Below are 9,349 nucleotides of genomic sequence, written 5' to 3'. Positions count from 1 at the left end.
CTAGGAACGCTGTCCAGTAATCCAGTTTCCGTTGTCGTTTTGCTAACTTTGAGCTTAAGGCTTTACGTTTACGCTCAGAGAGATTGGGATACTTTAATTTTTTAACGAGAGCGTCCACTTTTTTGCGGTAGTTTCCGCAGTATAGCTTTACGAGTTCGTGTTGCGAAGCAATAGTCTGTCTCGCTGACTCAACAGCATCTTTAGCCTGTCGGATATTGAGCTGATATTTATTAGCTACCACTTTCTCCAACTCACCCATCGCTTGCCCTTCGAGCTGCCGCTTAAAGGAATAGCGAAGGGCAGTACCGAAAACGAGCATCATATTATCAATGAGCGCTTTTTGCTCAACTGTGAGGTCAATTAGAATCGCCTTCATCGTGGTCTTCGTGGAACTCACCTCGCTCCAGCTCCAATGTTTCTATGGTCTGCACAATCGTTTGCTTAAGTTTCCGACCACCTCTAGCACCATAAAGCCTTGCACTAAAGCAGGTGACGATACTTACTAAGTCATTGACCATTTCTTCGTTGGGTTGAAGTTTTTTAGCACTTTCTATCGCTTCAATTTTAACATTGAACGATTGGGCAAATTCCTTAAGATAGGAAAAGCCAAATCGTGCTAGTCTATCAGCATATTCAACGACAATGACATTGTCAGTAATCTGTATATAACTAATATTACCCCAATAGAATAAATCGTCGTAAAGATAGTTTTGTTATTCTTAGACACCCACCTAGGAAGAAAGATGTCAAATCCAACATCAGTCTGTTCGGTGTATTTCTCTCCCACAATGGTAAGCGGACATCGCCATCCGTTAATAAGTAGGATAATACCCTCAACCACGATTAGAGCAATCGCGATCCAAGTCAATATATCTATCCTGTCTATAATTGCCGTATATAGGATGTACAATATAATTAGAACAAAGAATGCCCAAATGACAGTATGCAGGACCTTGATCATTAAAAGGTTGTGACTAGGATTTTTATATTTTTCCAATAAAAAGCACTCCTTGAACGTGTTATTTTCATACAGGCTACATATCTTACTCCAGAATCATGAAACCCAAAAACTTGCCCTGATAGGTGCCCTTTCAGATAACGTCCCACGTATTCCCGAAGTTGGTTACTACTTTCATATTCTCTCAGATTTCGGTGATACGCTGTTCTACGACGTGCTTAAACATTCACCGACAAACCCTTTAAATCACAAACGAGAAATTAAGTGCTGCAAGTTTATATATTGTATCGCAGTATGCTAATTAGCATTTTTAAGAATACCCTTCAAATTTGGAGGTAATTCATCATAATAACTTTTAATAATGCTCAAACCTTTCAACCTTAGCTTCTCCTTCACCTGAACCCACTCTAATAGTAAGCTGGTCCATACCGATATCAACATGCGGACCAACATAAGGTTTTACTTGAAGTTTAATTTTAAATGAAAATGAACGATAACCCATTGGTCTAGTGATATCAATCACTTCAACATATTCCGGTGAATAATTTGGCAAAGTAGTTAAAAACTGTCCATAGTAATCATTTATCGCTTTTTTAATATATGGGTCAAGAAGTGTGACAAAAATGTCCTGGTAAAGTTCCTCTTTTGATTGTTCTGGTGCCTTATTTGTACTTTCCGAAAAAGTTGCCGCGTTTCCATTTACCGCTTTAAGAACTCCAGGCTCAGCCTTACTACTGCACCCCGTTGTATTAGCTACAAGCAAACCGCAGATTATCAGTAAATAAATCAACTTCTTCATGATGTTCTCACCACCCATTTTTGAGCTCTGCAAAACGCAAACTAATCACAGAAATTCTTTTCATCCGCACCAAGGATCACGCCTTTGCTCGATATGTCGTAGAACGTCCAGGGATTCCCGACGCGTCCCAACCACATTCATCATTGTTAAGTGTGGGGAATCCCGTGTTATTCGCCGTTCCGTGCCCCAAAAACATCCTCAAGTGTAGACTTTAACTTATTAAACCGGAATTCGAAACCAGCATCGATAATTTTATTTGGCACGACCCGTTGCCCATGTAATAACATATCGGCCATTTGTCCTAATGCTACCTTTAGTATCCATGTCGGAACTTGCAACCATGATGGTCTATTCATAACTTCACCTAATACATGGCTAAATTCCTTCATGGTTACCGAGCCTGGAGCAGTTGCATTAATTGGTCCAGTTAATTCTTGATTTTCAATTACAAACCTTATCATTCTTGTTAAGTCCGTTATATGTATCCATGAGAGCCATTGATTTCCGGTACCTAGCGGGCCGCCTACATAGAATTTAAAAGGGATTATCATTCTGTTAAGAGCCCCTTCTCTTCCCAGCACTACGCCAATCCGAATAATCGAAACTCTAGTTAAATCGCTTGGACCTTGTAAGCTTCATTTTCCCAATCTCGGCAAACTTGAGCGAGAAAATCCGATCCTGCTTCTTCAATCTCAGTTATTACCTCATCCTGACGAGGTCCATAATATCCAACCGCTGAAGCGTTAATTAGTACTTTTGGTTGAATAGTGCGATTATTTATAGCAGAAACAATCGCGTGGGTAGTTCTTATCCTACTAGTCAAGATCTCCTGTTTTACTGAATTTGACCATCTACGATTACCAATTGATTCTCCTGCAAGATTTATAACTACGTCAGTATCCTGTAATTCGCTTATAGAAGAAAGTGGGGAATGATTGTCCCATTCAATTATATTCGCTTTACTTCCAAAGTCGTTGGCAGTTTTCTGGAGATTTCTTGTTACGACGAGCACCTTATATCCATTGGTAAGCAGTTCCTCAGTAAGGTTTCTTCCGACAAAACCCGTCCCACCAAATATTAAAACATTCATCTTTCTCACCTCCGAAATTTGTATAACGTCCATCGTATTCCCGAAGTTTGGTTACTACGTCCATATTATCTCAGATTTTGGGAAAATGTTGTAATCTGAAGGTCGTCGTTCCATAGGAAACCCCAACAAAACAATCGCTTCTAACAATTGCACTATTACGTGATTAGGCATCTACTGTAATTATAGTTATTAAAGAGGTGACAATCATGTCAATTGCCTCCCACAAGATTTTCGTTCAAAAACGAAACCTTATAAGCCTTCCAAGAGACATCAGAGAACAACTCAATACTAATGAAGGCGATGTACTCGATATCCGGATAGATAACAATAAAATTATTATTGAACCAATGAAGGTTGTCCCTTCTAGCCAAGCGTACTTCTGGTCCGAAACTACTCAAAACGATATGATCGAAGCCAAAAATAATGTTGATTCGGCTAATCGGAACCCATGATGAAGTTTTCCCACCGAAGTAGCCCAAGCGGCTATTTTTCTTTTCGTTCCGGGAACTTTCATAAATCAACAATGGCCTCGAATCCATGATATATTGGACCCTATGTAGATGTATTCCGTTGTGAAGTACGAGTCTCCCTTTGCAAGTTACGGGTACACCTTGTTATACGATGGGTGGCGCTTCAAAGAATTACCAAAACAGTTCCCCCACCTTTTGGGTTATTTGTTATTGGAATTTTATTTTATATTTGTTCCAAAACTATTGCCCTTGGTAAAAATCCAAATTGCTCGTAAAATTGAAAAACCCGTTCGTTTCCAACAGCTACACTGACGCTTTTAGTTTTTACAGATTGACGATCCAACCAATCCAGTGCTCGCAGCATTAGCAGATGACCAAAACCCATTTTCCGATAGGTATCATCCACGAATATTGACTCTATTTCGCCATGAGTCTGGTTGCAGATGGTAACACAATATCCTATGAATTCGTATGAATCTTCGGTTTGAATCAAATCGATTCGTAACTGTCCGGACCTCGTCTCCTGCAACCAATGTTCTTTTCTTTGGGCAAATGTTACTTGGTGAAGCTGTTGGGAAAAATGTGTAGAGATATTTTGGTGATGCTCATTAAGCCTTTTCCACAATGGAGCAACCTTTTCTAGCAGCTCATCGCCACCCTCTAGAAATCTAATGTTGACCACAGACCTTCTCCCCTTTTCTAGAAACCTTACCGATATTCACTTAAATTATTTCTTTTATTGCCACCTGTCGTATAACGTCCCGAGGGTTTGCGACGTCGGGTTATTACATTCATAGTCTCTCCGATGTCGCAAACCCTCTGTTATCTGCAATCCTAGTCTTGATTTATAGGGATAGAATATCTGAATATCTTTGCTTTCTCGGGCAAGATGAAAGCTTCGGATTTCAGAGATGGGATGCATGTTTCGGATATCTGGGAAAGATTGAAAGTTTCGGTTTATCTGGGTTGGAATGAATGTTTCAATTTTTGCTCAGGTATTCCCGACGGACAGCAGATAACACAATGTTCCCGCAGCGTCCCAATCACATTCATCGTCCTCTAACGGCGCTGCCTTAAATTTGCTCTACAAAACAAATTTTGCATATTTCACGCAGTTAATCGAAGGAAAAAATGTAATACATCATTTTCTTAACTTTAGATAATACTTTTTTTGAATAGCAATTTCATTCAGTATAGAATGGAGTAGTTTGGATTTCTCTTTGATTTCTAATCTTTGGGAAGCGTTTCTAGCTTTGCTTAGTGCCTCGATTAATTCATCAATCTCTAAAACGGTTGCTGCAATGCAGTAATAACTTTTTGACCGCCCTTCATTAAATTCTTGCAACATCTCTCTTAGTAATTGTTCTCTAACTTTCTGCATCTTTTCAAACTCGGCTACACCATTTTTTTGAGTAAAGGCAATATCGTCGTTAAGTTTTTGATAACACTTGAAGGAATCGTACTGCTTGCTAATTTCTCTATGCTTTCTCCATTTTTGGCAGGATATACTTTCTTGACAATCCCAACAAAATTCAACCTCCTTTTTCTTTATTGCACATGTGATGAAAGGACATCCAACAGCCGTTCTATCTTCGCCTTTGCAACCTAAACATCTGCTTTTTGTATCCATATGATAATTAGGGCAAAGCCTGCAAGAAAGCCCACATATTCCGATTTCTACGTATTGTATTTGCATGGCTACTCCTTTCATCATATTCTATTCTTTTTACTTGTTTGGACAGTTATGTCCTATAGCTTATTATCGGCTTCTTTCTCTAAAATGAGAGTATTTACAGGAATTTTTTCATCCGTGCCAAGGATGGGGCGCCCTTTGCACGATAAAACGTTCCACATCTGGCACCCTTGCGGGAATCTATTGTTATATGCAGTATAGAGCCCCATTACTGAGAGCCGGTCATGGACGACCAGCCCTTAAAAATCAATCAAGCCATTCTGCATGGTCTGTCGCCTAACGCTCCGCGCATTCCCGAAGTCTGGTTACTACCTTCATATTCTCAGATTTTAGGAATGTGCTGTTAGGCGATGTTCGTGCCCCCAGAGACAATCCCGAATTACCTCGGCCTATTTCTAAACGTGAATCTTAGTACTTCCATTTTACATGTATCGATACACTGCCCACACAAGATACATTCCGTATTAGACATTGTTCCTTTTTGAACCATTAAAGAAACAGATAGGCTCATAGGACATACTCTCTCGCAGGACTTACAGTTGTTGCAGTTTTCCTTACTTGAATGAATATTCAGAGAAGGAAGTCCGAGTGCTGTTTTGATTTTTGACCCTATTACCATAAAGGGCGCCATCCAGCAAAGATAATGACAAAAGGCTCTCCTTCCGGCCGCAAGGGACAATATGACAATAAGTGCTACAAAAAAATAATAAACAATGTAGGACTGAGTATTTGAAACAGATATGCCCCCATCGGTTTGATAAAAGAAGTTAATCGCATGAAGCCCTCCAGCCCTAATAGCTACTAAAATAATACTTAAAATCCAAGGAACCCAAATAATGTACTTTAAAATGTTAAGATTGCCTCCCGCCGTCTTTTTATCAACGACCATCATGCAAGACTCCTGAATTCCGCCTCCGGGGCATAGCCAACCACAAAAGCCTCTTCCGAAGATTAGAGAACCTATGAACATTGAACCAAAAACTATAAAGCTCCCAACGACAATACCTTTGCTGGCACCTATAATAATCAACGCTGGCGAAAGATAATAAATAGTCACTGGAAACAAAAGAAATGAAATTAAAAGCAACGCTTTTCTGATTCTTTGCCTAGTAATAACAACTCACCCATCCTCTCGCACTAATGATCTTCCTCGAACTTATATAACTTGCGCGAATGTCGCCAAACGTTCCGTGAATTCCCGAAGTCTGGTTACTACATTCATATCCTCTCAGATTTAGGGAATTCGCTGTTATATGCTGTAGTCCGGCTTCGAAGGGTATTCAATAATTATTTCCAACCTTCCGAATTTCATTATCGGTAAACAGAATAAGATTTGGACCATTCATTGTTCCCTGCCCATTATAGCCATTCGATGGAATCGTCGTATAAGATAAAAAAGTTCGCGTTTCACCCGGATGCAATATGAAATTTCCAGGCTCTTTTGAATTTTCTACTCCTGTCAAAATCAAATCCTGTGAAAACCACTCACTTAGAATAAAGCTATCTGATGGGATCTTAATACCAAAATCTATTTGATTATTTCCATAATTGGTAAGAGCAATTGCACCAATTATCTCTAGATTCTTATTATCTACTGAACTTCTCATATTAAAATGACTGTTTATTAAGTCATATTCAACTGTAGCTAGACCGCTATGCATTCTAAAATAAACCGTTTTAACTTGAGACACAGCCGACGGAGTTATTATAAATAACACAAGTAATAGTACGATAAGTTGTCGACGAGACATCACCGTTCTTGCCTCAATACATCCGATAATAAATAAAACAAAATAGATTATTATAGGATAGTGAAACCCAGTTTGACCATTCGACCATGGGGATATCCCTAACCCCAAAAATATCTTGTCACCTATTGAAAATCCGGTTTCAGTAGTTTGTCCTAAAAAAATAGCGAAGAAAATTAATAGTACCGAAATTATTGCCTGCCTTGTAATTTTCAATTTATTTCACCACTTTATTCTCAAATTTACAATCTATATTATGATAAATCTTCAATGAAAGCTCCGAAACGGACTATGGCATATAACGTTCCGAGGGTTTGCGATGTCGGGTTACTACATACATATTCTCTCTGATGTCGCAAACCCTCTGTTAGGCGACGTGGCGGCAAATTGCACTCTCATAACCCGCCAGTTAGTCATTTTTCTTTTTCGCCACAATATCTTTTAGTGATGTGTCAGGCTCGTGATACCGACGATAAAAGTGTGTAAATGTTGTGTATGTACAAAGCTTGTTGATCAAAGGAATTTTAATAAGCCAAGAAAGAATAAGGTAGGCTACAAAAAATGAAACCAATATGTAAATATAATCAAGCAGAGCCTTAACTAAGAAAACATAATGTTCTATAGTTATGATGTTACTTAATCCATTTAATACGTAGAAAGATACTGGTAGTGTTCCGACAAAGTATAAAACAATTGCAAATGAGTAGCTTACTTCAACTGCTTTGTTAGGGCAATAGCCCATACATCTCATACAACTTTCACAAGCAAATGTCCAATAAGGACGAGACTTTTTATTTCCTACCATTTTTATTGCCTTAACCGGACAACTTTTAGCACATAATCCACAACCTGTACAACTTCCTGAAGCGAAAAATAACTTTGACAGGAAAAACCGCCCTATGACTAGGTAAGCTAAAGAAATAGGACTCAGCATTAGACCAAATAATAGAGATAGAATTCCCCTGAACACTTTTTTCTCTTCCAAAATGTTTGTCAAAAAAGAATCTGCTTTTACCTTTGCTCTGTCAATTATGAACTTCGAGTTTGTAGAATTTAAACCCCAGTGTAATGACATCCAGTTAGATGGCATATCAAGCCCCATGACTCCCCGAACAATGTAACCCTTTAAAATTAGTATGAGTGCAATAAGATAACCTGCAGTACCTTCCAAACCTGGGAACGGAATCGTTGCAATTCTAGTCCCAGCTCTTGTTGCCACTACAAAAGCATGTTTCCCCTTCCATGTGGTAAGCGCAAAGTATACCTAATTACGTGCCAAGGTGCTGTAAACCCGTGTGTTGGAAATACCATTCCTAACAAGTCGTTAGATTCTCCTCCAAAATCAGATTTTTTATAGAATCTGGAAATCTGGTGTAGTTGTGAGCTTATGTCTTTTTTGTTGGCTATTTCCGTCATCCATGTAGCCGCTCGGAAAGAGTTTCCTGTTCCACTCATGAAAAATATTGCCATTGACCAATAATTCATACCCCACCTCCTTCTACCAATAAAGACCAAGCTATGTCGTCTAACGTCCCGAGAATTCCCGACGCGTCCTAACCACATTCATCATTCTCTAGTGTCGTGAATTATCTGAAACGATCAGATTAACACGCTTTATGTAATCGGAACCCATGACGAAGTTTTCCCACCAAAGTAGCCCCAGCGGCTATTTTTTTTCTTTTCTTTCCGCCGACTTTCAGATAACGTTGTGGGTATTTGCGACGCGTCCCAACCGCATCCATCATTGCTAGTGTTGCAAATACCGTGTTGTACGATGCCGTACGCCCCTCGGATCCGCGCATGCACAGCTGCTACACCCCTTATGTCCTCCCAATGATCTCACTATACATAATAAGAAGAATATGAATTAAATTACTAATAATTAAATTTATCAGTTTTCTGCAAAATTTTTATTACATCCTCAACTGGTATAACATTGGCAAAACGCTTATTCCAAATCTTGTAATTATAAAACTCATAAAGTTTATTACCAGATAGATACTCATTATCAAAAGTTGTGTTTGTATCTTCTGGAATAATTACTTTATATCCGTAATCAAATGCACTTTTACAAGTAGCGTCAATACAATATTCTGTTTGAAGTCCTACCAGTATAATGGTATCTATCTCTTTACTTTCTAAATACCCCCTTAATCCAGTTTTGTGGAAAGCACTATTAAACTGTTTTTCGAAGATTAGTTCACTATTGTTAGGGGCTATGTCAGCATAAATCTGCCATCCATCAGTGCCATACTCTAATTCTCCACCCTTTCCATCATCATGGCGTACATATAACACTTCTTTTTCATTATCTCTTGCAATAGAAATAAGTTCTTTGATATTATCAATTACTTTCTGTTCGTTATACGGATGTTCTTTAACCAATGCTGTTTGAACATCTACAACCATCAAAACACTTTTACTCTATGCTCTCATCCTTTCACTTCAAAATATAAATAATTTTTACTTCGTCTTAAAATACTAATGCGAATAGCTTAAAAGTTATTCTTTAGAAAATCGCCCCATAACTCGTGACCTACTGCGTACGGTGTCGTATAACGTTCTGAGGGTTTGCGACGTCGGGTTACTAC

General features: G+C 38.7%; 11 protein-coding genes and 2 pseudogenes. 1 reads left to right on the top strand and 12 read right to left on the bottom strand.

Annotated features, from left to right (window positions below; translation table 11 throughout):
• From UF75_RS22920 to UF75_RS22905, 4 genes and pseudogenes are all read right to left on the bottom strand, one after another.
• Positions 1 to 376, bottom strand: a pseudogene (locus UF75_RS22920) (IS200/IS605 family accessory protein TnpB-related protein); the annotation flags it as partial.
• 240 nt (positions 377 to 616) lie between these two features.
• Positions 617 to 997, bottom strand: a complete 381-nt coding sequence (locus UF75_RS22915; RefSeq protein WP_197079510.1) for a hypothetical protein — start codon at positions 995 to 997, stop codon at positions 617 to 619.
• A gap of 316 nt (positions 998 to 1,313) precedes the next feature.
• Entirely contained in the window at positions 1,314 to 1,757 is a 444-nt protein-coding gene (locus tag UF75_RS22910) for a DUF3888 domain-containing protein (RefSeq protein WP_045576845.1), read from the bottom strand.
• Positions 1,758 to 1,924: 167 nt separating this feature from the next.
• Positions 1,925 to 2,847: pseudogene (locus UF75_RS22905) on the bottom strand (TIGR01777 family oxidoreductase).
• A 206-nt stretch (positions 2,848 to 3,053) separates the two neighbouring features.
• Between UF75_RS22905 and UF75_RS22900 the strand changes: the two are divergent.
• On the top strand, positions 3,054 to 3,299 hold the full coding sequence (locus UF75_RS22900; RefSeq protein WP_045576844.1) for an AbrB/MazE/SpoVT family DNA-binding domain-containing protein: 246 nt from the start codon (positions 3,054 to 3,056) through the stop codon (positions 3,297 to 3,299).
• A 241-nt stretch (positions 3,300 to 3,540) separates the two neighbouring features.
• Here the strand turns inward: UF75_RS22900 and UF75_RS22895 are convergent, their stop codons facing one another.
• The 8 genes from UF75_RS22895 to UF75_RS22865 all read right to left on the bottom strand — a co-directional run bounded on the left by UF75_RS22895 (position 3,541) and on the right by UF75_RS22865 (position 9,167).
• Positions 3,541 to 3,999: a GNAT family N-acetyltransferase gene (locus UF75_RS22895; protein ID WP_045576843.1), complete on the bottom strand. Its 459-nt coding sequence runs from the start codon at positions 3,997 to 3,999 to the stop codon at positions 3,541 to 3,543.
• Between the two features lie 459 nt (positions 4,000 to 4,458).
• Positions 4,459 to 5,031: a DUF3795 domain-containing protein gene (locus UF75_RS22890; RefSeq protein WP_197079509.1), complete on the bottom strand. Its 573-nt coding sequence runs from the start codon at positions 5,029 to 5,031 to the stop codon at positions 4,459 to 4,461.
• A 358-nt stretch (positions 5,032 to 5,389) separates the two neighbouring features.
• Positions 5,390 to 6,067 (bottom strand): 4Fe-4S binding protein, encoded by a 678-nt coding sequence (locus UF75_RS22885; protein ID WP_242860399.1) that lies wholly within the window; start codon positions 6,065 to 6,067, stop codon positions 5,390 to 5,392.
• Positions 6,068 to 6,290: 223 nt separating this feature from the next.
• Complete coding sequence (locus UF75_RS22880) at positions 6,291 to 6,974, bottom strand: hypothetical protein (protein ID WP_045576841.1); 684 nt, start codon at positions 6,972 to 6,974, stop codon at positions 6,291 to 6,293.
• Between the two features lie 193 nt (positions 6,975 to 7,167).
• Positions 7,168 to 7,977: an EFR1 family ferrodoxin gene (locus UF75_RS22875; protein ID WP_242860398.1), complete on the bottom strand. Its 810-nt coding sequence runs from the start codon at positions 7,975 to 7,977 to the stop codon at positions 7,168 to 7,170.
• Complete coding sequence (locus UF75_RS30475; RefSeq protein ID WP_242860397.1) at positions 7,977 to 8,243, bottom strand: hypothetical protein; 267 nt, start codon at positions 8,241 to 8,243, stop codon at positions 7,977 to 7,979. Before UF75_RS30475 ends, UF75_RS22875 begins: the two co-directional genes overlap by 1 nt.
• 119 nt (positions 8,244 to 8,362) lie before the next feature.
• Positions 8,363 to 8,560, bottom strand: a complete 198-nt coding sequence (locus UF75_RS22870; protein WP_045576840.1) for a hypothetical protein — start codon at positions 8,558 to 8,560, stop codon at positions 8,363 to 8,365.
• A gap of 73 nt (positions 8,561 to 8,633) precedes the next feature.
• Entirely contained in the window at positions 8,634 to 9,167 is a 534-nt protein-coding gene (locus UF75_RS22865) for a cysteine hydrolase family protein (RefSeq protein ID WP_045576839.1), read from the bottom strand.
• Between the last annotated feature and the right edge of the window lie 182 nt (positions 9,168 to 9,349).

The organism is Desulfosporosinus sp. I2, from assembly GCF_000960765.1.
GTDB lineage: Bacteria > Bacillota > Desulfitobacteriia > Desulfitobacteriales > Desulfitobacteriaceae > Desulfosporosinus.
This window is presented reverse-complemented; position numbering and strand designations above follow the sequence as displayed.